At 60.4% G+C, this 26,446-nt stretch carries 20 protein-coding genes; 12 read left to right on the top strand and 8 right to left on the bottom strand.

Annotated elements, in window-relative coordinates; all coding sequences use genetic code 11:
• Positions 1-168: 168 nt before the first annotated feature.
• The 5 genes from ACLB1Z_RS03760 (at position 169) to ACLB1Z_RS03740 (ending at position 4,038) form a co-directional block, all read left to right on the top strand.
• On the top strand, positions 169-873 hold the full coding sequence (locus ACLB1Z_RS03760; RefSeq protein ID WP_024275335.1) for a response regulator transcription factor: 705 nt from the start codon (positions 169-171) through the stop codon (positions 871-873).
• A 27-nt stretch (positions 874-900) separates the two neighbouring features.
• The gene (locus tag ACLB1Z_RS03755) at positions 901-2,751 is read left to right on the top strand and encodes a stimulus-sensing domain-containing protein (protein ID WP_409562101.1); all 1,851 of its coding nucleotides are present in this window, start codon (positions 901-903) and stop codon (positions 2,749-2,751) included.
• Positions 2,735-3,205, top strand: coding sequence for an HPr kinase/phosphorylase (locus ACLB1Z_RS03750; protein ID WP_409562100.1), 471 nt, complete (start codon positions 2,735-2,737; stop codon positions 3,203-3,205). The genes ACLB1Z_RS03755 and ACLB1Z_RS03750 overlap by 17 nt, the downstream gene beginning before the upstream one ends.
• Positions 3,206-3,321: 116 nt before the next feature.
• Positions 3,322-3,723 (top strand): PTS sugar transporter subunit IIA, encoded by a 402-nt coding sequence (locus tag ACLB1Z_RS03745; RefSeq protein WP_013946207.1) that lies wholly within the window; start codon positions 3,322-3,324, stop codon positions 3,721-3,723.
• Between the two features lie 9 nt (positions 3,724-3,732).
• The gene (locus tag ACLB1Z_RS03740; RefSeq protein WP_409562099.1) at positions 3,733-4,038 is read left to right on the top strand and encodes an HPr family phosphocarrier protein; all 306 of its coding nucleotides are present in this window, start codon (positions 3,733-3,735) and stop codon (positions 4,036-4,038) included.
• Positions 4,039-4,143: 105 nt separating this feature from the next.
• Here the strand turns inward: ACLB1Z_RS03740 and ACLB1Z_RS03735 are convergent, their stop codons facing one another.
• Positions 4,144-5,424 carry a VWA domain-containing protein gene (locus ACLB1Z_RS03735; protein ID WP_409563223.1) on the bottom strand — a complete coding sequence of 427 codons (1,281 nt, stop codon included), beginning with the start codon at positions 5,422-5,424 and terminating at the stop codon, positions 4,144-4,146.
• A 525-nt stretch (positions 5,425-5,949) separates the two neighbouring features.
• Here ACLB1Z_RS03735 and ahcY point away from each other — a divergent pair.
• From ahcY to trxA, 7 genes are all read left to right on the top strand, one after another.
• Positions 5,950-7,359: an adenosylhomocysteinase gene (gene ahcY / locus ACLB1Z_RS03730; RefSeq protein ID WP_409562098.1), complete on the top strand. Its 1,410-nt coding sequence runs from the start codon at positions 5,950-5,952 to the stop codon at positions 7,357-7,359.
• A 229-nt stretch (positions 7,360-7,588) separates the two neighbouring features.
• Positions 7,589-10,093: an ATP-binding protein gene (locus ACLB1Z_RS03725; protein WP_409562097.1), complete on the top strand. Its 2,505-nt coding sequence runs from the start codon at positions 7,589-7,591 to the stop codon at positions 10,091-10,093.
• Positions 10,094-10,105: 12 nt separating this feature from the next.
• Positions 10,106-11,653 carry a tRNA (adenosine(37)-N6)-threonylcarbamoyltransferase complex ATPase subunit type 1 TsaE gene (gene tsaE, locus ACLB1Z_RS03720; RefSeq protein WP_409562096.1) on the top strand — a complete coding sequence of 516 codons (1,548 nt, stop codon included), beginning with the start codon at positions 10,106-10,108 and terminating at the stop codon, positions 11,651-11,653.
• Positions 11,654-11,678: 25 nt separating this feature from the next.
• On the top strand, positions 11,679-12,419 hold the full coding sequence (locus ACLB1Z_RS03715; RefSeq protein WP_409562095.1) for a nucleotidyltransferase family protein: 741 nt from the start codon (positions 11,679-11,681) through the stop codon (positions 12,417-12,419).
• Positions 12,419-15,535 (top strand): double-strand break repair protein AddB, encoded by a 3,117-nt coding sequence (addB, locus tag ACLB1Z_RS03710; protein WP_409562094.1) that lies wholly within the window; start codon positions 12,419-12,421, stop codon positions 15,533-15,535. Before ACLB1Z_RS03715 ends, addB begins: the two co-directional genes overlap by 1 nt.
• Positions 15,532-19,119, top strand: coding sequence for a double-strand break repair helicase AddA (addA, locus tag ACLB1Z_RS03705; protein WP_409562093.1), 3,588 nt, complete (start codon positions 15,532-15,534; stop codon positions 19,117-19,119). The genes addB and addA overlap by 4 nt, the downstream gene beginning before the upstream one ends.
• Before the next feature lie 97 nt (positions 19,120-19,216).
• Entirely contained in the window at positions 19,217-19,549 is a 333-nt protein-coding gene (trxA, locus tag ACLB1Z_RS03700) for a thioredoxin (RefSeq protein WP_013946197.1), read from the top strand.
• 69 nt (positions 19,550-19,618) lie between these two features.
• On the opposite strand, the gene ACLB1Z_RS03695 is transcribed toward trxA, so the two are convergent.
• The 7 genes from ACLB1Z_RS03695 to trpA form a co-directional block, all read right to left on the bottom strand.
• Positions 19,619-20,218, bottom strand: coding sequence for a cysteine hydrolase family protein (locus ACLB1Z_RS03695; protein ID WP_409562092.1), 600 nt, complete (start codon positions 20,216-20,218; stop codon positions 19,619-19,621).
• 52 nt (positions 20,219-20,270) lie between these two features.
• Positions 20,271-20,699, bottom strand: coding sequence for a DUF779 domain-containing protein (locus tag ACLB1Z_RS03690; protein ID WP_409562091.1), 429 nt, complete (start codon positions 20,697-20,699; stop codon positions 20,271-20,273).
• Between the two features lie 26 nt (positions 20,700-20,725).
• Positions 20,726-21,100, bottom strand: coding sequence for a DUF779 domain-containing protein (locus ACLB1Z_RS03685; protein ID WP_013946194.1), 375 nt, complete (start codon positions 21,098-21,100; stop codon positions 20,726-20,728).
• 111 nt (positions 21,101-21,211) lie between these two features.
• Positions 21,212-22,732: an aldehyde dehydrogenase gene (gene adh / locus ACLB1Z_RS03680; protein ID WP_013946193.1), complete on the bottom strand. Its 1,521-nt coding sequence runs from the start codon at positions 22,730-22,732 to the stop codon at positions 21,212-21,214.
• A gap of 242 nt (positions 22,733-22,974) precedes the next feature.
• Positions 22,975-24,324 carry a bifunctional folylpolyglutamate synthase/dihydrofolate synthase gene (locus ACLB1Z_RS03675; protein WP_409562090.1) on the bottom strand — a complete coding sequence of 450 codons (1,350 nt, stop codon included), beginning with the start codon at positions 24,322-24,324 and terminating at the stop codon, positions 22,975-22,977.
• A 33-nt stretch (positions 24,325-24,357) separates the two neighbouring features.
• On the bottom strand, positions 24,358-25,437 hold the full coding sequence (gene accD, locus ACLB1Z_RS03670) for an acetyl-CoA carboxylase, carboxyltransferase subunit beta (RefSeq protein ID WP_409562089.1): 1,080 nt from the start codon (positions 25,435-25,437) through the stop codon (positions 24,358-24,360).
• Between the two features lie 178 nt (positions 25,438-25,615).
• Positions 25,616-26,446, bottom strand: coding sequence for a tryptophan synthase subunit alpha (trpA, locus tag ACLB1Z_RS03665; protein ID WP_409562088.1), 831 nt, complete (start codon positions 26,444-26,446; stop codon positions 25,616-25,618).

The following is a 26,446-nucleotide window of genomic DNA, read 5'->3' as shown; positions in this document are numbered from 1 at the left end:
ATTTCGCCACATTGCTTGCCGACAGCGGCCCCGTCGCCTATTCAGGTACTATTCAGCCTCCGGAGCCCATTTGATCGGAGCGCCACAATTGCTACACCATGCCGCCATATGCGCCTAAGGGGCATGGCGAGCATTCCCGTCGCGGCCGAGGGGGCAGAAGAGGAAAAGATGAAGGAAAAGAGCACCATCGCACTCGTCGACGACGAGCGGAACATCCTGACCTCGTTGCGGATGGCGTTGGAGGCCGAGGGATACAAGGTTCGCACTTACGGTGACGGTGTTTCAGCACTCGAAGCCCTGACGGAAGAGCCCGCCGACCTTGGCATTTTCGACATCAAGATGCCGCGCATGGACGGCATGGAATTGCTGCGCCGGGTGCGCCAGCAATCCGCGATGCCCGTCATTTTCCTGACCTCCAAGGACGAGGAAATCGACGAACTGTTTGGCCTCAAGATGGGCGCCGACGATTACATCGCAAAGCCATTTTCGCAGCGTCTCATCGTTGAGCGCGTGAAGGCTGTGCTCCGTCGTGTTTCGCCCAAGGACGGCACGACCACCGAAGATGAAGCCAAGCGCGTGCTGGAGCGTGGCAAGCTGAAACTCGATCCCGAGCGTCATACTTGCCACTGGGATAGCAAGGCCGTCACGCTGACGGTCACGGAATTTCTGATCCTGCAGGCGCTGGCAACACGCCCCGGCGTCGTCAAGACCCGCGACGCATTGATGGATGCTGCCTACGACGATCAGGTGTATGTGGACGACCGGACGATCGACAGTCACATCAAGCGGCTTCGCAAGAAGTTCAAGCAGGTCGATGACGACTTTGACGTGATCGAAACACTTTATGGCGTCGGCTATCGCTTCAAGGAGTAAGCGACCCGATAAGCCACCGGGGACGGGATGGCACTAGACAGCAACGACATCTCGACAGCGGCAGCGCTTGAAAGCCCCGCGGGCGAGATCGCTGCGCCTGAAACGGCTAAATCGCGGCCTAAGTTTGATGCACGCGCCTTCGCGGCGCGTGCTGCGACGGCTACGGGTAGCTGGCTGGCGAAAGGTTGGATTGCGCGCGTCATCGGGAAAAACCTGCGACGCCGCATTCTTCTTGCGAACCTACTCGGCCTCGCCGGGCTTTTATTCGCGATGCTCTACTTGAGCCTTCATCATGGCTGGCTGCTCGACGCCAAGGTTGACGTCGTCAAAACTGTTTCGCGCATCACCGCCGAAGCCATCGCCTACCGCGCCGTTAATGAGCGCGCTATTTTCGATCCCAACCGCATTCCGGACAAGGCGCCTTTGCGCGCCCAGCGCGATGATGCGTTTGCAGCCCTCGAACTGCCGATCGACCCGCATCAGGCGGCAATCATTCTGAGAAAGCTTGTCGGCCCTGCCGATCTCAAAGCACGCATCTATTCGGCCAAGGGCACACTGATCCTCAACGGCGACGCGCTGTTCTCCAACAGCAACGACAAGCCGGACCCGCCACCTGACGCCAACGACCCGACACCGCGCCTGAAGAATTTCTGGACGCGTCTGCATTATTGGGTGATCAACAAGGAATTGAAGGTCTACCGCGAACTCGGCACCGCCAACGGCTTCCTCTATCCGGAAGTCCGCAACGCTGCGATCAATGGTATCGAAACGCCTATTCTGCTGCTCAATCGCCACGGACAGCAAATCGTCTCGATGGCCGAGCCGATCAAGCGCGGAAACAAAATCCTCGGCGTTTTGCTGATTTCGACGAACCCCGGCGATATTGACGACATCCTCTGGGATGAGCGCTGGCTGATCCTACAGATCGCCGCGATGGCGCTCGTGGTTTCCGTCGGAAGCTCGCTCGTACTCGAACGAACTGTCGCTGGCCCCATGCGCAGGCTTTCCGATGCCGCCAACCGCGTGACGCAGAACATTTCTGCCCGTGAGCAGTTGCCTGACATGACGGGCCGCCGCGACGAAGTCGGGCAGACCGGTCGCGCCTTCGTCTCCATGACGAACGCGCTCTACCGGCGCATCGAAGCCAGCGAGAAGTTCGCTGCCGACGTCGCGCATGAACTGAAAAACCCGCTGGCTGCCGCCCGCTCGACGGCCGAAGCCTTGGCTTACGCGAAGTCCGATACTGATCGCACCGAGCTGGTCCAAGAGATCCAGGCCGAGCTGAAACGCCTGAACCGCCTTATCAACGATATTTCCAGCACCTCGCGTCTCGATGCCGAGTTGGCTCGTCAGGAAATGCAGCCGATCGACATTCGGGTCGTGCTCGAAAACATCAACGCGCTTTTCACCGACATGCTCGCCGACGACAGCCGGAAATTGCGACTGTTCATCGAACCCGGCGGCCCGGCGTCCTACACGGTCCGTGGCAACGACAGCCGCCTCGGCCAGGTTTTCACGAACCTGATCGACAACGCCTTGTCCTTCTCGCCGGAAGGCACGATGGTGACGGTGCGGGCCCGACCCAACGGCGCCAATGTCGAAATCACCGTCGAAGACGAGGGACCCGGAATTCCCTCCAATAAGCTCGGACAGATCTTCGATCGCTTCTACAGCGACCGGCCCCTGACCGACGCCAAGCGCGGAAAAAATTCCGGACTTGGGCTTTCGATTTCGCGCGAGATCATCGCCAGCCATAACGGCGAAATCTTCGCCGAGAACCGCAGCAAAGACGACCCTCAGTCGCGTAAGGGCGCGCGCTTTACCGTTCGCCTCCCGCTGTCTCCCATTGTTGGAGTCGGGCTTGTCTGGCGAAGTTGAGCGCGTTCACGCCACGGCGATCGCCCTCGGCAGCCGCGCCGCGCTCATTCGCGGAGCATCCGGAGCCGGAAAATCCGACCTCGCATTCCGCTGCCTCGGGCTTGGCATCTCCGGCCTCATTCGCGACACCGTAAAGCTCGTCGCCGACGACCAAGTCCTACTAAAGCAGCAAGGCCCTGACATCGTCGCGAGCGCGCCCGCGACCCTACGCGGTAAACTTGAAGTGCGCGGCCTCGGCATCCTGGAGGTTGACGCCATCGCGGAAGCGAATCTCGTCCTCGTTGTAGACCTCGTCAGCAGCGGCGGCATCGAAAGATATCCCGACCCCTGGCCCGAAACCTGCATTTTAGGGCTCGAAATTCCGCTGCTCCACCTATATCCATTTGAGAGTTCGAGCGCCCTTAAACTTGTGACAGCAATCACGATGGCGCCCCGGTCACGTTTTGCGCCGTAAGGTTCGATGTCAATCCAGAAACCTCTTGCACCGACGGCAAACACTTGCCACTTTCCGCGCCAAACGGCGAAGCTACAATCGGCTCCACCGAATGGTACTGAAATGGCCCGTCGCACATGATCGGACTTGTCATCGTCACGCATGGCGGGCTTGCGCAAGAATTTCGCAATGCGCTTGAGCACGTCGTTGGAAAACAAGAAGCGCTCGAAACGATCGCGATCGGACCGGACGACGACATGGAAGCGCGTCGTCTCGAAATTCTGAATGCCGTGCAGAGCGTCGATAACGGCAAAGGCGTCATCATCCTGACGGATATGTTTGGCGGAACGCCTTCTAATCTTGCCATCTCGGTGATGGACGAGACGAAGGCCGAAGTGATCGCCGGCATAAGCCTGCCGATCCTCGTGAAGCTTGCGAGCATTCGCGCCGAGACACCTCTCGACCAAGCTGTCATTATGGCCCGCGACGCCGGCAAGAAATACATCAAAGTTGCGAGCCAAGAACTCTCTGGCGGTTAAGAGCGAGCGATGCCCGAACTGGCCAATAGCCTGAAACCGGAAGCCATAGTCATCATCCGCAACGTCAAGGGCCTGCACGCCCGCGCGTCGGCAAAATTCGTGAAGCTGGCGGAAAGCTTCGACGCAGCCGTCACGGTTACTCATCACGGCAATTCGGTCGGCGGCACGTCCATCATGGGCCTGATGATGCTTGCAGCCGGACCCGGATCTGAGTTGCACATCGTCGCCGAAGGCGCGCAAGGACCGGAAGCGCTTCAGGCCTTGGTCCATCTCGTCGAAGCCGGTTTCGACGAAGAATGCATCGGCGACGCTTGATCCACTCCACATGGCGGCTGGTTCCACGAAGCGGAGTCGCCAAGCACAAACAAAAAAGGGAACGCCAATGCGTTCCCTTTTTAGCAGTGCCCGATGTCTCGCCCGTTATTGCGAGAGGTAAAGGGTCGAAATTTTCAGCGCGATGTCGCGGAACGCAGCCTTGAGCGCATCGCCCGTCGATGAGTTGTAAAAATGATTGGCGTCGGTGGCGCACTTTGAAAGTGTGTCGACCGCAATTTGATTGTCCAATTGAAAGCCGACCGTGTAAACTTCGATGCCCTTCGCTTTCATACCTGTGCAAAGCGACACTGCCTGAGCACTCGAACAAACGCCGTTCGCTGCATTAGGGCACTTCGTAAGAGATGACGAACCGTCGGGAATTCCTTGCGACGTATATTGAGTGTTGTACTCACCATCTGTCATGAGCACGGCGATTTTTTTGAGTTTTTCGGTTCCATAGGCGGCTGGCCGGCTTGCCGACGACCATAGGCTTCCCCAGTTCGGAGAAAGCAAATACCACGCCCACGCCGTTCCAAGATGGCCAGCCGTGCTGCCCGCTGTCGAGAGATTGCTGATCTTTGTCAACAACGCCGATTTATCACTGGTCAACGGCAATAATTCGGCTGCTGCAGGTACGTCACAATTGACCTTGTTGTTCACCTTTTTAACGTAATGTCCCATGAGGTATTTGCCTGCCCCGGGAGCCGCGTCCGTATAGGCTTCGCTTCCTGCGCGCTCGACGACGCAGTCTGACAAATAGTAAGTTGTCCCACTAATCTTCTGTTTGGTGTTGGGGCTGCTGCCAATTCCTCTGATATTCGTCAATATCGAACTCGGCGGACGAACGTCGTACGCGAACGGCACGATCGCGATCTTCGATGTGTATTTACTCTGATCCTGCCAAACGACGATGTTCACAAGATCGCTTGCGGCTGCCTTCATATCCGTCAGCTTTTGACCGGCCATCGAGCCGGTGATGTCCAGCATCAAGCTGACTTCGAGGCTCTGCTCGCCATTGCCGCCCACAGCCAACACAGCCTTAGAATAGTCCGATCCATCGGCACGAAGCAGCGGCAAAGTCGACGACTGTGTTCCAGCTAGCCCAAATGCCAGATGCATGAACGGTGTCGAGATCACGGCGTTGCCGTCCGCCTCCATAGCCGTGCCGTTGTCCACGGCGTCAAAGTGGATACTGTCGGACAAGAGATGAATACGGTTCAACGTGGCCTGCTGGTAATAAGTCATGGCCACTCTTTCTGCGTCCTCCTGATCGCCCCCATTGGACTGCAGGGCACGCGCACCGGCCAGCACGGCCGCGTCGGTCGCGGCAATCGTCTGCGAGCGTGCATTGACGAAACGCGCGTAATCGACTGCCAAGCCGACCATCGCAAACAAAACGAAAATCGTGAGCCCGAAGATGATCGCGACGCTTCCGCGCTCATCGGAACCGAGTGCGGCCCACCGCTTCTTGCTTGCCAAGACAGCCCAGACGCTGCGCCCCGAGTTCAGTGCACTACGCCATACTAACGCGCACTTCATTGTCCGCCTCCACGGAAATATACTTGGGCGTCACATTGCCGGCGGATAGATTTATAGGAAATTAATGCACTAATTTTTAATTGTTTATGAGATTAACACGAAATTACTTAAGAAATTTAAATAAAAAACCAATTGTATTTAGAAATACAGGACTTCCTTTACCAGAAGATCTTGAGCGCGCCACCCCGGCGGCGTGTCGCGCGGAAAAGACATAAAGACTTGTTTATATGTTATTGCGCGGCGAGGGTGAGTTCGCTATAGCAACCCCGGAAAGTCCAAGACGGCATGCAACCCCGGAACGGGAGCATGGAACGCGCGCTGTCTGTGCCGACGCGGTGCAGGTCACGGTGCATCTATGAGGAACTGAGCCGCATGAGCACGAAATTTTCCGATTACATCGTCAAGGATCTCGGCCTCGCCGAGTGGGGGCGCAAGGAAATCGCCATCGCCGAGACCGAGATGCCGGGCCTCATGGCGACCCGCGAGGAATATGGCGCTGCAAAGCCGCTGAAGGGCGCCCGCATTGCCGGATCGTTGCATATGACGATCCAGACAGCCGTGCTGATCGAGACCCTGGCCGCCCTCGGCGCCGACATCCGCTGGGTTTCCTGCAACATCTATTCGACCCAGGATCACGCCGCCGCAGCTATCGCAGCGGCCGGTATTCCCGTCTTTGCCATCAAGGGCGAGACGTTGAAGGATTATTGGGACTACACCGCAAAACTGTTCGACTGGCACGGCGGCGGCCATCCGAACATGATCCTCGATGACGGCGGCGACGCCACGATGTACGTCCACCTCGGTCTGCGCGCCGAGAACGGCGACACTGCGTTCCTCGACAAGCCCGGCTCTGAGGAAGAGGAAGTCTTCTTCGCACTGCTCAAGAAGCAGTTGAAGGAAAAGCCCAAGGGTTACTTCGCCGAGATCGCGAAGAGCATCAAAGGTGTGTCGGAAGAAACGACCACCGGCGTGCATCGTCTCTACGACATGCAAAAGGCCGGCAAGTTGCTGTGGCCCGCGATCAACGTCAACGACTCGGTCACCAAGTCGAAGTTCGACAACCTCTACGGCTGCCGTGAAAGCCTCGTCGACGGTATCCGCCGTGGCACGGACGTCATGATGGCGGGCAAGGTCGCGATGGTTGCTGGCTTCGGCGACGTCGGCAAAGGTTCGGCGGCTTCGCTGCGCAACGCCGGTTGTCGCGTGATGGTTTCGGAAGTCGATCCGATCTGCGCGCTTCAGGCCTCGATGGAAGGCTACGAAGTCGTTACGATGGAAGACGCCGCCCCGCGCGCGGACATCTTCGTCACCGCCACCGGCAACAAGGACATCATCACGGTCGAGCACATGCGTGCCATGAAGGACCGGGCGATCGTCTGCAACATCGGCCACTTCGATAACGAAATTCAGGTCGCCGGTCTCAAGAACCTCAAGTGGACCAACATCAAGCCGCAGGTCGACGAGATCGAGTTCCCGACCGGCCGTCGCATCATCCTGTTGTCGGAAGGCCGCCTTGTGAACCTTGGCAACGCCATGGGTCACCCCTCGTTCGTCATGTCGGCGTCGTTCACGAACCAGACGCTGGCGCAGATCGAGCTGTTCACGAACGAAGGCAAGTACGAGAAGGAAGTCTATACGTTGCCGAAGCACCTCGACGAGAAGGTTGCGATGCTGCATCTCGCCAAGATTGGCGCCAACCTGACGAAGCTTCGCCCGGATCAGGCAGCCTATATCGGGGTCAAGCCGGAAGGCCCGTTCAAGCCCGACCATTATCGGTACTGAGATCGTTTCAGACCGACAAAAAGACGAGAAACGCGGCGCCAGGGAAACACTCTGGCGCCGTTTCAATTTGAGCACGCTCCCGCGGTGGCGGCCGTTCCCCTAGAGCCCCATACTGAAAGTGATTCGCGTCGCGAGACTCGGATTGCATAGGCGCGTCTGCACCTGACGGATCGCCAGCTTTTATGCGCAATGGAATATGATGCCGACGACTCCGCCATCCGGCCGACGATTGAGAACCAAGCTCCAGCTCGCGCTGCTGCTGGCGGCGGCGATGGGTTTGGTTGCGACCCTGTTGACCGTGCTCGTGGGCACTCGCAGCGCCGCTGTAGCGTCGTTTGATTTTCGCCAGCTCGCTGTTGGCGGCCTTGTCGCTGGCGCGGTGTTTATCGCCGCCCTCATCGTCTGGCACATGGCGAGCGTCGCGCGGAAAGAGGCACGAAAGGCCAAAACCGAAAGCCAGCACCTCCGCCGCAACCTTGCTGCCGCCGACGCGATCATCCGCGCCGAGCCCCAGGTCTTGATCTTCTGGGAGCAGGGTCAGGCAGTCCGCATCGTCTCGCACACGCTCACCGGCATCCCCGGCCTTCCCGATCAGCACGCCGAGATCCTCCGTTTTGGCCAATGGCTGGAAGCACCATCCGCCGACACGCTCAAGGCCGCGCTCGACAAGCTGTTCACCCACGGCCGGTCGTTCAACATCATCTTAAAGACGATCGCGGGCGGCACGCTCGAAGCCGAAGGCCGCGCCGCCGGCGGCCGCGCAGTGCTCCGCTTCAAAGACGTATCGACCTACAAAGCCCAGATCGCCCGCATCGACGAACAGCACGATGCGCTGGCGCGCGACATCCGCTCAAGCCGCGCTCTGCTCGAAACGCTGCCGATGCCGGTTTGGCTTCGCGATACGGCAGGCCGTCTGGTGTGGGTCAACTCTGCCTACGTCAAGGCCGTCGAAGCCGATAGCGAGCTTGAAGTTCTCGAACGTCAGATCGAGTTGCTCGAAACGCGCCAACGCCGCCAGATCGCAAAGACTGTTGCATCCGGTGACAGCTATAAGTCCCGCGTGCACTTGATCGCGGGCGGACAGCGCAAGCCGCACGACATCGTCATCCTGCCGGTCGATGGCATGACCGCTGGCGCCGCCGTCGACGTAACCGACATCGAAACCGCGCAAGGTGAACTCGACCGCCAAGTTGCCGCCTACGATCGCACCCTCGACCGCGTCGAAACGGCGGTCGCAATCTTCGACCGCGATCAGAAGCTCGTCTTCCACAATACGGCTTTCGCAAATCTTTGGTCGCTCGACCCGGACTGGCTGGCCACCCGCCCGACCGATAGCGACATTCTCGATCGCCTGCGCGAAATCGGCGCTCTGCCGCCCGTCGTCAGCCACCGCGATTGGAAAGTGCAGGTGCTTGCTACCTCGCGCACCGGCACGCCGCTCGAAGATGTCTGGCACCTGACCGACAGCCGAATCGTGAAGGTCATCGCCGAACAGCGCGCAGACGGCGGCGTGACCTACCTGTTCTCCGACGAAACCGACCGCATCGCACTCGAAAGCCGATATAACGCCTTCATCGACGTCCAGCGCGAAACGCTTGATGCGTTAAAAGAAGGCGTCGCTGTGTTCGGCACCGACGGACGCTTGAAGCTCTTCAATCGCGCGTTCTGTGACATCTGGCAGATCCCGCCGCGCAAACTGAATGAATTGCCGCACATCGGCGAGATCATCGCCGCCGTCCAATCGCTGTTCCCCGATGCCGGCACGTGGCTGCGTATCGGGCGTGCCGTCACCGCCTTCCAGGACGAGCGCGAGACGTTCTCAGGCCAGATGGATCGCACCGATCACTTCGTCATTGACTACGCGCTCATGCCTCTGCCGGATGGCGCCACGCTTCTGACATTCGCCGATGTCACCGATGCCAAGCGCGCCGAACGGGCTCTCGTCGAACGCAACGAAGCGCTCATTGCAGCCGACCGCCTCAAGACGAATTTCATCGGCCACATCTCGTATGAGCTAAGAACTCCGCTCAACACGATCATCGGCTTCTCAGATATGCTTGCGAGCCCAATCTTCGGCGCCCTCAACGCCAAGCAGCGCGAATACCTCGCCGACATCATGTCATCGTCGAAAACGTTGCTCGCGATCATCGACGACATTCTCGACCTGACCACGATCGAAGCGGGCGGCTTGGAACTGAAGCTCGCGCCTGCCGGCGTCCGCGCCATCATCGACGCGGCGATCCTCGGCATTCGCGAACGCGCCGTCCGCTCTCGCCTCACCATTGACATTGCGGTCGCCGACGACGTCACCGAAATCATGGTGGACGAAGCGCGCATGCGTCAGGTCCTCTACAATCTTCTGTCAAACGCCGTCGGCTTCTCAAAAGTCAACGGCACGGTTCGCCTCGCCTGCTGGCGTGAAAACGGCATGATCAATTTCCGCGTCGAGGATGACGGCATCGGCATCCCGAAGGACCAGATCGGCCGGGTCTTCCAGCGCTTCGAAAGCCGCAGCCGCGGGTCCGAGCACCGGGGCGCCGGTCTCGGCCTTTCAATCGCCAAAAGCCTCGTAGAACTTCACGGCGGCACCATCGAAATCACATCGGAAGAGGGCCGTGGTACGCGCGTCATGGTTCGCATCCCGGAAGAACCGATCGCTCAGACGACGGACGGCGCCGCGGGCGGCTCCGGCGGCAGCACTGAGAGACTGGCGGGCGGCTCGCGCGCAGCGTAAAAAGCGGGCGCCATGACACATACGGTCTTTTCATTTCCCGAGCTCACCGAGGGCGACGTTTCGCGCTTAGCGCAGGAAATCGCATTTCTCGTCCAACCCGGCGACACGCTGGCCCTTGAAGGCGATTTGGGGGCCGGAAAATCGACATTCGCGCGCGCCTTCATCCGCGCTGTAGCAAGTGACGCCGAACTCGAAATCCCGAGCCCGACATTTACGCTCGTGCAGTCCTACGAGACGCCGCGCTTCGAGATCGCGCATTTCGACCTCTATCGCCTGTCCGATCCGAGCGAAATCGACGAGCTTGGGCTCGACGCTGCACTCTCTCGCGGGATTGCCATCGTCGAATGGCCCTCGCGCGGTGACGGCCGTATCCCGACCGACCGGCTAACGCTTCGCTTCGATGAGACGACGGCTTTCGACCGCCGTGACGTTCGCCTCGAAGCCACCGTCGATCTCGCCGCCCGGCTCGAACGCTTTGCTGCAATCCGAAAATTCCTCGATCGCAGCGGCTGGGGCGATGCAGCAACGGCATTCAGCTATCTCCAGGGTGACGCCTCGCCGCGCCGCTACGCTCGCCTCGTGAAGGCTAACGGCTCGCGCGCCATCCTGATGGACGCCCCGCAAAAGCCTGACGGTCCGCCGATCCGCGATGGCAAATCCTACAGCGCCATCGCGCACCTTGCGGAAAATGTCAGAGCCTTCGTCGCCATCGATCGAACGCTTGAGGCCGCTGGTCTTTCCGTGCCGCGTATATTCGCGGAAGAGTTATCCGGCGGACTGCTGCTGATTGAAGACTTCGGCGACGCCGTATTCGGCGCCGAAGTCAAAAAAGGTCGGGATCAGGCTTCGCTCTGGAAACGCGGTGTCGATGCGCTCATCGCCGTTCAAGCAACCGCACCGCCTGAAAGGATCTCGCTCTCCGACGGGACCGTTTTCGAACTGCCTGTTGCAGACCGCGGTGTTCTTGAGATCGAAACCGAGCTGCTTCTCGATTGGTATTGGCCCGCGCTTCGTGGAGGTCCCGCGCCCCAGGCCGCGCGCGATACCTTCAGAGAACTCTGGCAAACCGTTTTCGACCGCGTTCTCAAGCAACCTAAAACGTGGCTGTTGCGCGATTTTCATTCTCCAAACCTGATCGCACTCGACAATCGCACACCGCCCCGCGACGTCGGCATCATCGATTTCCAGGACGCCATGATCGGACCGGCGGCCTACGACCTCGTCTCGCTACTCCAGGACGCGCGACTCGACATTCCGGAAGACTTGGAAAAACGGTTGTTCGCGCATTACGTCGCCGCCGTCGGCGCCCGCGATCCCGCGTTCGACCCTGCCGAATTTGCATTCAGCTATGCTGCTCTCGGCGCCCAACGAAATACAAAAATTCTGGGTATCTTTGCTCGACTGGCCGCGCGAGACGGAAAACGGCAATATTTGGCCCATGTGCCACGCATCTGGGGGTATCTCGAACGAGATCTGCAGCATGAGGCTCTCGCATCGCTGAGGGCATGGTATGACGACAACCTGCCTCGCAGCCTACGCGCAGAAGCCTTGAATATTTAACCCGAATTCCGGAGACGCATTCGACATGACGTCCGCCAAGCGCCCAACTAGCGCATTCGTCCTGGCTGCCGGCAAAGGCGAGCGCATGCGCCCCCTGACCGCCACGATCCCAAAACCGCTCGTGCCGCTCGGCGGCAAACCCTTGATCGACCACGTGCTTAACCGCCTCGCCACCGCAGGGATCAAAAAAGCCGTCGTCAACGTCCATTACCTTGCAGACAAGATCGAACAGCACCTCGCCCACCGCGCCAAGCCGCAGATCGTGATCTCCGACGAGCGCAAACATTTGCTCGATACCGGCGGCGGCGTGCTTCACGCGCTGCCGAAGCTCGGAAAAGAGCCCTTCGTCATCCATAATTCGGATTCCGTCTGGATCGAGGGATTAGGCTCGAACCTCAATCGGCTGCTGGACGCCTGGGATGAGACAACGATGGATAGCCTGATGCTCGTTGCGCCGCTCGCAGCAAGCATCGGCTATGACGGCCGCGGTGACTTTCAAATGGACCCGATGGGCCGGCTTACGCGCCAGTCCGGCCCCAAGATGGCGCCGTTTGTTTTTGCAGGCGTCTCGATCGCGCACCCGCGCTTGTTCGAGGGTGCTCCAGCAGGCCCGTTCTCGCTCAACAAGCTCTGGAACCAAGCCATCGAAAGAGAGCGCCTCTTTGGCCTGCGCCTCGAAGGCATCTGGATGCATGTCGGCACGCCCGAGGCGCTGGCCGAAGCCGAAGCCGCCCTGATGGAACCGCTGACGACGAGTTCCGACTGATGGCGCCGAACGTCTTCACTCTGCCGCTCGGCGTACCGTTTCTGGAAGCGCTCGCGCGCGCGATTTTGAAGGGAGACCTGCCGCGGCCGGGAGGCAACGCTCCCGATATTCTCTCGCTTCCGAAAATCACGCTGCTACTGCCGACGCGGCGCGCTGCACGCGCCGCGCGCGAAGCCTTTCTGTCCGTCGCCCACACACGCGCGCTGATCATGCCGCGCATCCAGCCCATTTCCGAGGGCGACGACGACGTCTCGCTGATCTCCAATCTGCTTGAACTCGGCCCCTCCGGCATCGACGCACTGGAGCAGACACCAGCGATCAATCCACTCAATCGGATGCTGGTCTTGATGCAGCTCGTCGGTCATTGGCGGCGGACGATGGCGGAAGCATCGACAGACAAGACAGCCCTTGGCTCGACGCCCGCACAAGCCGCCCAGCTCGCCACCGAACTCGCCAAGCTGATGGACGACATCGAGCGCGAGAACGTATCGCTGGATGGCATCCAAAATCTCGTGCCGGAAAACTATGCCGAGCACTGGAAGAAAACGGTCGAATTTCTCAAGATCGTCACCGAATTCTGGCCGGCCTATCTCGCGGCCAACGGCCTTGCCTCGCCAGAAGCGCGCCGCAACGCGTTGATCCTCGCCGAAACGGAACGCATTGCTCGCCTGAAGCCAGACGAGGTCGTGATCGTTGCGGGCGTTACAGGCTCCATTCCCGCGACCGTCGCTCTCATGCGCGCCGTCGCAACGCACGCCTCCGGCGCTGTCGTGCTGCCCGCTCTCGACACCTCGCTGGACGAGAGCAGCTGGAACAGGATCAGGCCAGAGCATCCCGAACATCCGCAGTTCGGCTTGAAGAAACTTCTCGACGATCTGGGCGTCTCACGCACCGACGTGCGCGAATTGCCCGGACTGGAAATCGACGCCGCCCGCCGCACACGCTCCGCGTTCTTCAGCGAGGCGATGCGCCCCTCGGCGACGACCAACCTCTGGCATGACTTTGCCACTCACGCAAATCGCGATGACCTCACCGAGGGCCTCGCTGGCGTCTCACTGATCGAAGCGCCGTCAGCACAAGATGAAGCCGAAACAATCGCGCTGATCCTGCGCGAAGCGATCGAAACGCCCGGCCGCAAGGCCGCCCTCGTCTCCCCTGATCGCTTGTTGGCGCGTCGCGTAGCGATCCGTCTCGAAGCTTGGGGCATTCGCGTCGACGACAGCGCAGGACGTCCCTTCGCCAAGACAGTTCCGGGCGCCTTCCTCGCACTCGTCATCAATACCGTCGTCAGCAGGTTTGCGCCGCCCGAAACGATGGCACTTCTCCGCCACCCGCTCTGCCGCATCGGCTTCAAGGCGTTCGACATCCGCCGCTTTGCACGCACGCTCGAAATCAGTGCTTTTCGCAGGCCCTATCTCGGCCGAGGTATTGAAGGCATCCTCGCCGCGCTCGACCACGCCGATCTTGACGAAGACCAGCGCAAACACCGCGCCGCCGAACGGCTTTGGCCGGAAGACACCGAAGGCGCGCGAGCACTTGTCCTCAAAATGGCCGAGGCATTCGGCCCCCTCCGCGAACTCTATGCCTCCGACGATCAACACACGCTTGCAGACCTGGCACGCGCGCACGCAGCAGCAGCAGAAGCACTAGCAGCATGGCCAGAAGACGAGCGTGGCGTTTCATCCGAGCAAAACCAGCTCTGGCAAGGCGAGGCCGGCGAGATGGCTTCGCGTTTCTTCGCCGATCTGCTCAATCCCGACACACCCAAGGTCGAAATCCGCGCCGCCGATTACGCCGATCTCTACGCGACGCTTCTATCGCGTGCGAACGTCCGCGAACGAACAGCCGTGCATCCGCGCATCTCGATCTGGGGACCGTTCGAAGCCCGCTTGCAGCAACCCGACGTCCTGATCGTCGGTTCGCTCAATGAAGGCACGTGGCCCGAAGCAGCCGAACCCGGCGCGTGGCTCAACCGGCCGATGCGCACCGAACTCGGTCTGCCGTCACCGGAAGAAGAAATCGGCCGTGCCGCGCACGATTTCATCTCGCTGCTCGGCGCCGAAAACGTCTATCTCACGCGCGCCGAAAAAGTCGATGGCGTGCCGACTGTCCCATCGCGCTGGCTGATGCGCGTGACGGCGCTGCTGAAGGGCATGAATCTGCTTTCCGTGCTGGAAGCCAAAAAGCCCTGGCTCGGATGGGCGCGCGCGCGCGATCATATTGATCCGCAAAACCGCCGCACCATTCAGGCTCCGGAACCCAGGCCTCCATTCGAAATGCGTCCACGTCGGATGAGCGTGACGGAAGTGGAACGCTGGACGAGCAACCCTTATGCGATCTTTGCCCGTCGCATCCTCGCGGTTGAGCCACTACCAGAGCTTGGCGCCGAGCCGGACGCAAGTCTTCGCGGCAGCATCATTCATAAGGTCGTTGCCGATTTCACCAGGACATTCCCTGCTGCCCTCCCCGCCGATCCGCAGAGCGAACTCAAGCGCATCGCGACCAGCGTGCTCGAAAGTTTTACGGGCCATCCGCGGATCGCAGCGTTCTGGCTGCCGCGTCTCGAACGCTTCCTTGACTGGTTTGCGATGACCGAAGCGGCGCGCCGTACCGGCATCGATAGCGTCATCGCGGAGACCTCCGGCCGCCTCGTGCTTACGGGATTGACTGAGCCCTTCACGCTCTCAGCCCGCGCCGACCGTATCGACGATCTGGGAACAGCTATCGTCATAACGGACTACAAGACGGGGGCAGCGCCAAGCGATACCGCAGTCAAATCCGGACGCTCGCCGCAGCTTCCGCTCGAAGCCGCCATTGCATCGAGCGAAACGGGCTTTCCTAACCTGTCACGGCGTTCGGTCCAGGCTTTGCGCTATATTCGTGCTTCCGGCAGCGAGCCGCCAGGAGAGGAACGCATCGTCAAAACCGACGACGTCGCTGCCCTTGCCGCCGAAGCACGCACGGGCCTCGAGCAACTGATAGCGACCTTCGACAATCCGCAAACGCCATATCGCGCCATCCGCCGTCCCGGCTATCGCTACGATTACGACGCCTACGCCCATCTCGCCCGCGTGGCGGAATGGTCTGCCCATGTCGAAGACGAGGCCTCGTCATGAACCTCGAAGTCAAAAAAATCTCCGTCGAAGACATTCAGCGCGATACCAACGCCAACCAGAGCGCGGCATCGCATCCGCTGAATTCCGCCTGGGTGAACGCCAACGCAGGGACCGGCAAGACCCACGTTTTGACATTGCGCGTGCTGCGCCTGCTGCTCGCCGGAACGCGTCCTGAACGTATTCTTTGTCTCACCTTCACGAAGGCTGCCGCGGCCGAAATGTCGAAGCGCGTCTTCGACCGCCTCGCGGGATGGGTGACGGCCGAAGACAACGTGCTGCGCAAAGACCTGACTGACGTGACGGGCGAGCCGGTTCCTGACAGCCTGATGGCGCACGCCCGCACACTCTTCGCCCACGCCATCGAAACGCCCGGCGGCCTGAAGGTCCAGACCATCCACGCCTTCGCCGAACGGCTGCTACAGCGCTTTCCCCTCGAAGCGGGCGTTCCGCCGGATTTCAAAATCCTCGACGACGTCGCCGCAGGAGATCTCAAGGCCGACGCCATCGAAGCGACGCTGACGCTCGCGACCAGCAATCCGAACTCCCCGCTTGGCAAAGCGCTCGACGTTATCATTCGCTACGCCGCAGATTCGCAATTCGACCAGCTCATCTCGAAAGCGGTCGAAGAGCGCAAGTGGCTCGAAGCGACCGCACATATCAGCCCGCTCGACGTCGTCGAAGAACTGTCCTTGATGGACACGCTGCTTCGCCAGCACCTCGGCGTTCGCGCGGCCGTTGCTGTCGCCGATCTCCATCGCGAATGCGCAGACGTGCTTTCACCAAGCGACCTTCGCGAACTCACAGACCATCTGCTGAAGGGAAAAAAGACGGACACGGGCAACGGCGAGAAGCTTACAGCCGCGCTTTGTGAAAACAACCATCGCCGCCGCGCCGATATTCTCTCCGATTACTTCCTGATCGAAAAAGGTGAAGCTCTTCGCAAAAGCCTCATGACCAAGGCATTGAGCGATGAAAAGCCGGGGCTGCACGATCGCTGCCAACAAGCTCAGCGGAACTTTTTCGGCCTCACGCAAGAACTGCGTGCGCTGACGCTCGTCGAAGCATCCCTCGCGCTCTATCGCATCGCGGGGGACGTGCTCCGTCGCTATGCCGCCGCCCGAAGCGCAGCCGGTGCGCTCGATTTCGACGACCTCATACTGAAAACGCGCGACCTACTGACCGGCGACAACGGCCAAGCGCAGTGGGTGCTCTTCAAGCTCGACGGCGGTCTTGATCATATCCTCGTCGATGAAGCTCAAGACACAAGCCCCGAGCAATGGGAAATCGTGTCCGGACTGGCGCGCGAGTTCTTCTCCGATGCAGGCGCCGGCAGCACGACGCGCACCCTGTTTGCGGTCGGTGACGAGAAACAATCCATTTATTCGTTCCAAGGCGCGGCGCCTGAAAAGTTTGCCGACATGGGACAACGTTTCGCCGATCTCGCGATGCAGGCCCAACGCACGTGGAAACGCGTGCCGCTCACGCTTTCGTTCCGCACTGTCAAACCCGTGCTCGATGCCGTCGACAAGGTTTTCAGCGATGCCAAACGAACGCCAGGCTTGATGGCGAATGAGGGCGTCATCACCCACGTCGCAAACCGCGTCGGGCACGCGGGCGTTGTCGAAATCTGGGACACGGAAAAATCGGACGACACCGCCGGCGCCGACCCGTGGCAGCCGCTTGCCGACGGCAAGGAGCAATCGCCCGCCAACCGCCTTGCCGATCGCATTGCTGACACGATCCAAGCTTGGCTCAAAAGCGGCGAACGGCTGCTGTCTGAGAACCGGCCCATCACGCCCGGCGACATTCTTATCCTCGTGCGCAAACGCCACCCCTTCGCCGTGCCGATGGTCGCTGCTTTGAAGCGCCGTGGCATTGCGGTCGCCGGTTCCGACCGGATTAAGCTGATCGAACAGATCGCCGTGCAGGATCTCATGGTGCTCGGCGATTTCCTAACGCTGCCCGAAGACGATCTGGCGCTGGCGACCGTTCTCAAAAGTCCGCTTTTCGATTTCGACGATCACGATCTTCTCGACGTCGCGTACGACCGCAAACAGAAGACGCTCTGGAAAGCCCTTATCGACAAGGCGGTCCTCAAAACCGAATACGCCTTCGCGGCCGAAACGCTGAAACGCTGGCGCGCCAAAGCCGACTTCACGCCACCGTTCGAATTCTACTCGGCCATTCTCGAGCGTGACGGCATGCGCGCACGCATGCTGAATCGCCTCGGTCCGGAAGCGGCCGACATCATCGACGAATTTCTCGATCTGGCGCTTTCATACGATGAAAGCAATCCGCCATCGTTGACCCAGTTTCTGTCGAAGCTTCGCGGCGCCAATCCCGAAGTTAAGCGCGACATGGACCACGGCCGAGACGAGGTTCGCGTCATGACGGTGCATGGCGCCAAAGGCCTTGAAGCTCCGATCGTATTCTTACCGGATACCTGCACGACGGCGTCCGGCGAAGACGCAACATCGCGGCTTGTGAAGCTCGGCGACATACCGAGACAGGACGGCCTTGCCGAACCCATCGTCTGGGCCGTCAAAGGCACGTCGAAAGTGCCTGCCGTCAGCAATGCTCGCGCGGCAAAAGAGGGCCTCGATGCACAAGAGCGAAATCGCCTGCTCTACGTTGCAATGACGAGAGCGCGCGACCGACTTTACATCGCGGGCTTTGAAGGCAAGCGAGGCAAGGCGCCTGGATGCTGGTATGACGTCGTCTCCGAAGCGCTCACGCCGCACATGGCCAAGATCGTGCGCGACGACGGCCAGACAATCTGGCGCAAGGAAACGCCGCAAATCGCAGCGCCAGAAAAACCGAAACACGAAAAGGGCATCGAAAGCGAAATTCTTGCGCATCCCGCATTTGCCACCCAGCGCGCGACAGCCGAGCCCAAACTCTCCGTGCCTCTCGCGCCTTCGCGCCTGGAGCCTTACGCACCCGACGCGGAAGGCGAACCCGCCGCGCCGGCAAAGCGCGACGCTGCCGCGACGTACGACAGCCCGTCGCCACTCTCTGTCGGTGGTCCCAATCGGTTCCTAAGAGGCACCATCACGCATGCGCTTTTGCAGCATCTGCCATCCGTTAATGAAGATCGTCGCGCAGAAATCGCAGAGGCCTTCGTTGAACGGCGCGGCGCGGCACTTCCAGCCAAGGTGCGGGCAAGCATCGTCCGCGAAACGCTTGCCGTTCTGAACGATGCCGCATTCGCCGCGATCTTCGGGCCGCAGAGCGTCGCCGAGGCGCCTCTCGCGGCCGTCATTCCACGTCCCACAGGCACAGGCCCGGCGCTCGATTTGTCGGGCCAGATCGACCGCATCGCGATCACCGAGCAGGAAGTTTTGATCGTCGATTACAAGACCAACCGGCCGCCGCCCGCCGAGGTCCATCTGGTTGCAGACGCTTATCTTTACCAGCTCGCGGCCTACCGCCTCGCCCTGCATGAAATCTATCCCGGCAAGACCGTCCGGGCGGCACTCCTCTGGACGGACGGCCCACGACTCATGGAAATTCCGGCAGACGTCCTCGATGCCTATACGGCCCGCCTTTGGGACCTGGACCTGGGCAGCCTTGACGCTGTTTGAGCTAATCCCTACTTGTGGTGTCGGTTTTTTGCATTGCCCGCGACCGCGGCAAACGGGCCCGGACGACAGAAACCGGCCCGGAAATGGAGAAGAATCAATGTCTAACGCAGTGACCGATGCAAGCTTCGAAGCTGAAGTCCTGAAGTCCAGCGAACCTGTCGTTGTTGACTTCCATGCCCAGTGGTGCGGCCCCTGTAAGGCTATGGCACCCGCCCTCGACCAGGTCGCCAAGGAAATGGCTGGCAAGGTCAAGGTCGTCAAAGTCGACGTCGATGAGAACCCGCAGGTGACCGGCCATTACGGCATTCGTGCTATGCCGACTCTGCTGATCTTCAAGGGCGGCAAGGTTGCGGCTCAGCACACCGGCGCAATCGTGCAGAAGAAGAAGCTCGAAGACTGGATCAACTCCAGCGTCGCAGCTTCGGTCTAAGCTCTGCCGCATTCGGATAACGAAAGCCCCGCGTCGCGCGGGGCTTTTTGTTTGCGCGAAACGGGCGCTTCAGTCGGCAATTTTATCTATCGTCGGCACGACAACAGCGAAAATATCGTTGAGAGCCGCCAGGCTCGCCTCGTGCAGGTCCTTGGCCGACACAGCACCGCCGGATGGATTGGGAAGCGACCGCGTCGCCGTTGCGTTTCCGATCACCGTGGCGCGATAGCCGTGATTGAACGCAGCGCGCGCCGTCGAATTCACACACACATGCGTCATGAAGCCGACGAGCGCGACCTCCTCAACGCCGTAGCCTTTCAGCAGTTGATCGAGATTGGTCTTCTCGAACGAGCTCGGATAATTCTTCACAACGACCGGCTCGCCGTCACGTGGGGTAACGATATCGGCGATCGCTCCGATGCGGTCGTGCACATCGTAGGGCGTACCACGACCTGCATCGTGCTGGATATGGATGACGGGCCGCCCTGCTTCACGATAGCGGCTCAAAAGAGATTGGCATTCGACAAGCGCCGGCTCGACACCTTCGAGCTGCATCACGCCTTCCCGATACGTGTTCTGGCAGTCGATCAAAATGAGCGCCGAATGACCGATGCTCGTGGGCGTGTAGCCCATACCCGTGATATCGCGCAGCGTGCGTGAAACCGGCATCTTCAGGAATCCTGCTTTAAGTCGCGTTTATCGCATCGAATGGGAAAAAAGCTCACATCGGCGGATGCTCTGCACCTGTCGGCGGAGGACCGAGCGCATCCAGCTCGTCGTTCTCGGCATCGGTATAAATGCGTGACCGCGTCAGGAAGCGAACGCCTTCCGGACTCTCGACGGAAAAGCCCGATCCGCGCCCCGGCACCACGTCGATGATCAGATGCGTGTGCTGCCAATATTCAAACTGGGAGCGACCCATGTAGAACGGCTGGCCGCCGATCTCGCCCATGTAGACATCTTGCGCGCCGACTTTGAATTCGCCGCGCGGATAGCACATCGGCGCACTGCCATCGCAACATCCGCCGGACTGATGAAACAACAAGGGGCCGTGAATGCCGATGAGTTTGTTGATGAGATCGAGCGCCGCCTGCGTGCAGGAAACCCGCGACACTTGAGATTCAAGTTTTTCCGCCGTTTCGGTTGTCATTTTTTCCTCCGCGAGGGCTCGCAATTCTAATTCTTCTTATCAACGCTCTCTTGAGAGCAAGTCTCTCCCGCAACGGGCATCAATGTAAAGCGCTGCCCAGCCCCCGCAGGCAGCGAAAAGCCGATAGCTGGTCCAGGCGCGATATCCAGAACATAGGCACGCGCACGACAGGCGACACCTCCGTCGCGATCCTCCATTTCGTAGACCGGCACACCGTCGACTTCGCCAAGAAGATGATCGCGCGCCCCGATCCGCAACGCCTGAGCCGGTAGACAAATCGGATACTGCCGCCCTCCGACGCGGCCGCCGCTTGTATGAAGCATGAGCGGCCCGTGATCGTCACGGGCCTGCGCAAGCGCAGCCCGAGCTTCTGGCGTTGCTGAAATCTTGACCGACGTCATCCGAGCATCCCGTCTCTTTGGTCGGGGAGAAACATATCGATAAGAGGCAAACGCAAACGGGGCGCATCCGTTGCCGGAACGCGCCCCGCGGAACTCTTAAAGCGCGAAGGCTCAGAAGAAGCCGAGCGCCTTTGGGCTATAGCTGACGAGCATGTTCTTCGTCTGCTGATAATGATCGAGCATCATCTTGTGCGTCTCGCGGCCGATGCCCGACTGCTTGTAGCCACCGAACGCAGCGTGCGCCGGATAGGCGTGATAGCAGTTCGTCCAGACGCGGCCAGCCTGGATGCCGCGGCCCATGCGATACGCGCGCGTGCCGTTACGGGTCCACACGCCCGAGCCGAGGCCGTAGAGCGTGTCGTTGGCGATCGCCAGCGCTTCCGCATCGTCTTCGAAGGTCGTAACGGAAACGACCGGTCCGAAGATTTCCTCCTGGAAGACGCGCATCTTGTTGTGGCCTTCGAGCACGGTCGGCTCGACATAGTAGCCGCCCGCGAGTTCACCGCCGAGGTTGGCACGACGGCCGCCCGTCAGCACGCGAGCGCCTTCGCCCTTGCCGATCTCGATGTAGCTCAGGATCTTTTCGAGCTGATCGTTGGATGCCTGCGCACCGATCATCGTCGAAGCGTCCATCGGATGGCCCTGCTTCACCTTCACGACACGCTCAAGAGCTCGCTCCATGAACTTCTCATAGATCGAACGCTGGATGAGCGCACGGCTCGGACAGGTGCAGACTTCGCCCTGATTCAGCGCGAACATCGTGAAGCCTTCGAGGCACTTATCGAAGTACTCATCGTCCGCATCCATCACGTCGGCGAAGAAGATGTTCGGCGACTTGCCACCAAGTTCCAGCGTGCACGGAATGATGTTTTCCGACGCGTACTGCATGATGAGGCGACCCGTCGTCGTCTCGCCCGTGAAGGCAATCTTGGCGATGCGCTTGTTCTGCGCCAGCGGCTTACCCGCTTCGACACCGAAACCGTTGACGACGTTGACGACACCTTCGGGCAGGATATCGCCGATAATGTCCATCAGAACCATGATCGACATCGGCGTCTGCTCGGCAGGCTTCAGCACGACGCAGTTACCGGCGGCAAGCGCAGGTGCCAGCTTCCAGACTGCCATCAGAAGCGGGAAGTTCCATGGAATGATCTGCCCGACGACGCCGAGCGGCTCATGGAAATGATAGGCGACGGTATCGTGGTCGATCTCGGCAATCGAACCTTCCTGCGCGCGGATACAGCCCGCGAAATAGCGGAAGTGATCGATTGCGAGCGGCAGATCGGCGTGCGTCGTCTCGCGGATCGGCTTGCCGTTGTCGATGGTCTCGACAAGCGCCAGGACATCGAGATTTTCTTCCATCCGATTGGCGATTTTCGCCAGTACACGGGCGCGCTCAGCAGGCGAGGCATTGCCCCAGGATTCGCGCGCCTTGTGCGCAGCGTCGAGCGCCAGTTCAATATCTTCCGCCGTTGAACGCGCGATTTCGCAAACCTGCTGGCCGGTAATCGGCGTCACGTTGGAAAAGTATTGGCCGCGCACCGGCGCAACCCACTTTCCACCAATGAAATTGTCATAGCGCGGCTTGATGATTTGCCGGCCTTTGAGCTTATCCATAGCTACGTGCTGCATGCTTCATCTCCTCCGGAATGACGCCTGTTCGGCGGTCTTATTTGCTTTGGTGTTTGGTCGTACTGGAAGCTTGGTTTCTATGGCTCCGTTCTTGGGGTGCCGCAACAGGACTGCAGTAGGAGCTGCAGACCGATATAGTCGCTCTAACCTAGCGCATTTCGCGGACCGCTGAACCGAAAAAAGCCGGACGTCGGATGACCAGCCTTGACTTGGCGCAAGCCGGCAAACACCGCCGTTGCAGCTTATTCGAGGCCTTGCTGAAGGGAAAGCACATGGCCCGCCAAATAAAGCGAACCGCAGATTAAAACCCGCTTCGGACCTTCGGGCAGCCCCGCAATCGTCTGCAGCGCATCGATCACGTTTTTGCGATCAAGCGACTGCATGCCGGCGTTTCTGGCAACTTCCGCGAGATCCTCTTCGCTGTGCGGAGCCTCATGTGCACCGGGGATCGGCACGGTGTAGATCGCGCGAACGAGCCCACGAAACGGCGCCAGGAAACCGAGAGAATCCTTGCCCCCCATCATCCCGACGATCAGATAGACCGGCTTGGGAGATTTCTCATCGAGCGCTGCAAGCGTATCGGCGAGCATATCGCCCGCGGCCGGGTTATGACCGCCGTCGAGCCACAGCTCGGCTTCCTCACCGAGGATGGCCGGCAGCGGACCTGATGTGAGCTGCTGCATGCGCGCCGGCCATTCGACCGTTCGCAGCCCCTCCTCGATGGCGCGTTCATCGACGGCAAGTTCCGGAACCGTCTCGCCGAGAACGAGCGCTGCCGCGACAGCCGTTCCAGCATTGACGATCTGATGCCGGCCAATCAGCGCCGGGAGAGGCAGATCGAGTAGCCTGTCCTCTCGTTGCACGACCAGGCGCCCGGCCTGCTCGTAGGCGTCGTAGTCCCGGCCCCATACGGTCAGCGGAGCACCGATCGTCCGGGCTCGACCTTCAAGCACAGTCAGCACATCATCCGTTTGCTGCGAAATGATGCCCGGAACGCCGGATTTCAAAATACCGGCTTTCTCGAAGGCTATCTTGCCGAGGGTCGGGCCGAGCTTCTCGGCGTGGTCCATCGAAATCGGCGTGATGACCGTCAACGCGGGCTTCGCGATCACGTTCGTTGCATCGAGCCTGCCGCCAAGGCCGACTTCGAGCAGCAGTACATCTGCCGGACGCTCCGAAAACGCCAGGAAGGCCGCCGCCGTCGTGATCTCGAATTGGGTGATGTCGTCGCCGTCATTAACAGCGTGCACGCGCGTCAGCACATCGACGAGTGCGTCCTCGTCGATTGCGTGCGCTTTCCCGTCATCACCGGCGAGCGCGATGCGCTCGTGAAAGTGCACGAGATGCGGTGACGTGTAGATGTGGACGCGCTTCCCCGCCGCCTCGGCGAACGCGCGAAGATATGCCGTCACCGAACCCTTGCCATTGGTCCCGGCGATATGGACGACGGGCGCCAGCTTCTTTTCCGGATGACCGAGCTTAGCAAGTAGACGCTCCACCCGGCCGAGCGACAGGTCGATCAGCTTCGGATGCAAGAGCATCATGTCGGCCAGAATCGCGTCGCTGGTCCGCCGTTTCGTCGACGAGGTCATATCCGTGCGCCCCGCATTTTTTTGAAGGGTTCGTTAGGCGCTCCGCGGCGCATCTTTCTGTGCCGTCGAAGCTGCAGTCTCGTCACGCTTCGGCTTGTCCGCCTTGGCCGGTTCGAACCGCTGGCTGTTCGGCACGGCCTCAGGCTCGACCACTCCGGATTCCCGAGCCGCCGTCTCAATGACGTTGCTGTCGACAGACGAGCCGTTGACGTATGGCTTGCCGTTGACCTTGCCTGTGCTCTTCGAAGCCTTAACCGTGGCCCCGCCCATGAGCAGCCGGCAAACACGCGCCAAAGTCTCGCGCATCTGATGACGATGCACGACCATATCGATCATGCCATGCGACAGCAGGTATTCCGCACGCTGGAAGCCGTCCGGCAACTGCTCGCGGATCGTCTGCTGAATGACGCGCGGACCGGCAAAGCAAATGAGCGCGCCTGGTTCTGCAATATGGACGTCACCCAGCATGGCGTATGATGCCGTAACGCCGCCGGTCGTCGGATCGGTGAGAACGACGATGTAGGGAAGGTGCGCATCGCGCAGCTTCTGTACCGCAATCGTCGTGCGCGGCATCTGCATGAGCGACAGGATGCCTTCCTGCATGCGAGCGCCGCCCGAGGCCGCAAACAGAATGAAGGGCGTCTTGAGTTCCAAGGCGCGCAGCATGCCCGCAATAATCGCTTCGCCCGCAGCCATGCCGAGCGAGCCCGCCATGAAGCGGAAATCCTGAGCCGCAGCGACGATCGGCATGCCTTCGAGCTGGCCTTCACCGACCAGAACGGCGTCTTCGAGCTTGGTCTCGGCCTTGGCGTCTTTCAGACGATCAGTGTATTTGCGGCCGTCGCGAAACTTCAGCGGGTCCTGCTGCACGGTCGGAACGGCGACCGTCCGATACTCGCCAGCATCGAACAGGTGTTGCAGCCGTTGCTGCGAACCCATGCGCATATGATAGTTCGAGCCGGGTACAACGAACTGGTTCGCCTCGAGGTCTTTGTAAAAAACCATCTGGCCCGACTCCGGGCACTTCACCCAGAGATTGTCCGGTACCTCACGCTTCGCCGTCGACAAAAGCCCGCTGATTTTCGGGCGAACGACGTTATTGATCCAATTCACGTCCCGTTGGCTCCTCAAAAGCCGCTACAAGGTGTGCTTACCGCATCAGCGTGCGGGCACAATGGCACCCCTCTCTCAGTCCGCCCATCTTTGGCGCTCCTGGCGAACCGGCGCTCGGACATGGTCCGGACATGGGGTGCAGAAGGCCGTATCCAATAGAGCTAATCAAGGAAAAGCGCTAGTCGGCGCTTAGTGCCGAGCTTAATTCACGGACCAGTCGAGAAACGCTCTCGCAGGTCGTTCCGCTCGGCTCACCCTTTGATCCTAAAGACTTTTCGATGGCCGACACAATAGCCGAGCCGACCACGACGCCATCTGCTCCCCGGGCAATTGCCCGCGCCTGCTCGCCGGTCCGGACGCCAAAGCCCACCACAACCGGCAGCGGTGTCGCGTTCTTTATCCGCTGCACCTCATTATGAACATCGTTCACTACGGGGGCGGCTGCCCCGGTGATGCCGGTGATCGACACGTAGTAAACGAAACCTGACGTATTCTGCAGTACCGCTGGAAGGCGTTTCGCGTCTGTTGTCGGAGTTGCGAGCCGAATGAAGTTCAGCCCGGCCTTGAGCGCCGGCAGACACAGCTCGTCGTCGGCCTCGGGTGGCACATCGACGACGATCAGACCATCGACGCCGGCAGCCTTCGCATCCTTGATGAAGCGCTCGTTGCCGTAGACGTAGATCGGGTTGTAGTAGCCCATCAGAACGATCGGCGTCGCATCATCCTTAGTGCGAAACGCCCGCACCATTTCGAGCGTCTTGAGCATGTTGTGGCCGGCCTTGAGCGCCCGCTGCGAGGACGCCTGGATCGCCGGACCGTCCGCCATCGGATCGGAAAACGGCATGCCGAGCTCGATGATGTCCGCCCCGGCTTTGACCAGATCGTCCAAAATCGCCGCGCTCGTTTCGAGGTCGGGATCGCCCGCCGTCACAAACGTGATCAACGCCTTGCGCTTCTGTTTCTTCAGCGCTGCAAAGCGCGCGTCGATGCGTGTCTCGTGCTTGGTCAT

The organism is Hyphomicrobium sp. MC8b (assembly GCF_905067615.1).
In the GTDB taxonomy this organism is placed as follows: Bacteria; Pseudomonadota; Alphaproteobacteria; order Rhizobiales; family Hyphomicrobiaceae; genus Hyphomicrobium_B.
Note: the sequence above shows the minus strand (reverse complement) of the source record. Positions and strands in the feature narration are given on the sequence as shown.

Bases quoted from the DNA above. Each gene is read 5' to 3' on its own strand.
- ACLB1Z_RS03760 (WP_024275335.1), top strand. From the start codon at position 169: ATGAAGGAAAAGAGCACCATCGCACTCGTCGACGACGAGCGGAACATC.
- ACLB1Z_RS03755 (WP_409562101.1), top strand. From the start codon at position 901: ATGGCACTAGACAGCAACGACATCTCGACAGCGGCAGCGCTTGAAAGC.
- ACLB1Z_RS03745 (WP_013946207.1), top strand. From the start codon at position 3,322: ATGATCGGACTTGTCATCGTCACGCATGGCGGGCTTGCGCAAGAATTT.
- ACLB1Z_RS03740 (WP_409562099.1), top strand. From the start codon at position 3,733: ATGCCCGAACTGGCCAATAGCCTGAAACCGGAAGCCATAGTCATCATC.
- ACLB1Z_RS03735 (WP_409563223.1), bottom strand. From the start codon at position 5,424: ATGGTCGGCTTGGCAGTCGATTACGCGCGTTTCGTCAATGCACGCTCG.
- ahcY (WP_409562098.1), top strand. From the start codon at position 5,950: ATGAGCACGAAATTTTCCGATTACATCGTCAAGGATCTCGGCCTCGCC.
- tsaE (WP_409562096.1), top strand. From the start codon at position 10,106: ATGACACATACGGTCTTTTCATTTCCCGAGCTCACCGAGGGCGACGTT.
- ACLB1Z_RS03715 (WP_409562095.1), top strand. From the start codon at position 11,679: ATGACGTCCGCCAAGCGCCCAACTAGCGCATTCGTCCTGGCTGCCGGC.
- addB (WP_409562094.1), top strand. From the start codon at position 12,419: ATGGCGCCGAACGTCTTCACTCTGCCGCTCGGCGTACCGTTTCTGGAA.
- addA (WP_409562093.1), top strand. From the start codon at position 15,532: ATGAACCTCGAAGTCAAAAAAATCTCCGTCGAAGACATTCAGCGCGAT.
- trxA (WP_013946197.1), top strand. From the start codon at position 19,217: ATGTCTAACGCAGTGACCGATGCAAGCTTCGAAGCTGAAGTCCTGAAG.
- ACLB1Z_RS03695 (WP_409562092.1), bottom strand. From the start codon at position 20,218: ATGCCGGTTTCACGCACGCTGCGCGATATCACGGGTATGGGCTACACG.
- ACLB1Z_RS03690 (WP_409562091.1), bottom strand. From the start codon at position 20,699: ATGACAACCGAAACGGCGGAAAAACTTGAATCTCAAGTGTCGCGGGTT.
- ACLB1Z_RS03685 (WP_013946194.1), bottom strand. From the start codon at position 21,100: ATGACGTCGGTCAAGATTTCAGCAACGCCAGAAGCTCGGGCTGCGCTT.
- adh (WP_013946193.1), bottom strand. From the start codon at position 22,732: ATGCAGCACGTAGCTATGGATAAGCTCAAAGGCCGGCAAATCATCAAG.
- ACLB1Z_RS03675 (WP_409562090.1), bottom strand. From the start codon at position 24,324: ATGACCTCGTCGACGAAACGGCGGACCAGCGACGCGATTCTGGCCGAC.
- trpA (WP_409562088.1), bottom strand. From the start codon at position 26,446: ATGACCAAGCACGAGACACGCATCGACGCGCGCTTTGCAGCGCTGAAG.